Source organism: Catenulispora pinisilvae (assembly GCF_015356865.1).
Lineage (GTDB): Bacteria > Actinomycetota > Actinomycetes > Streptomycetales > Catenulisporaceae > Catenulispora > Catenulispora pinisilvae.
On record NZ_JAAFZA010000665.1, the window covers coordinates 1 to 255 of the forward strand.

Genomic DNA, 255 nt, shown 5'->3' on the forward strand with positions numbered 1-255 from the left:
AAGCAGTCGCCGGAGCGGCGTTTCCATGCCCTGTATGACCGTGTCCACAGGGGTGACGTGCTGTGGGAGGCGTGGAGACGAGTCCGGATCAACCGTGGAGCAGCCGGGGTCGATCGTGTGACCTTGGCTTTTATCGAGGAGACCTATGGGGTCGGCCGGTTGTTGGCCGAGATCCAGCAGGACCTTCGAGACGGGACCTATCGTCCGGTGCCGACGCGGCGCCGGTTGATCCCGAAACCAGCCGGTGGTTTCAGG

At 63.9% G+C, this 255-nt stretch carries 1 pseudogene; it reads left to right on the plus strand.

Features of this window, described 5'->3' with window-relative positions:
* Nucleotides 1-255 (plus strand): annotated as a pseudogene (locus IZR01_RS54985) (group II intron reverse transcriptase/maturase); the annotation flags it as partial.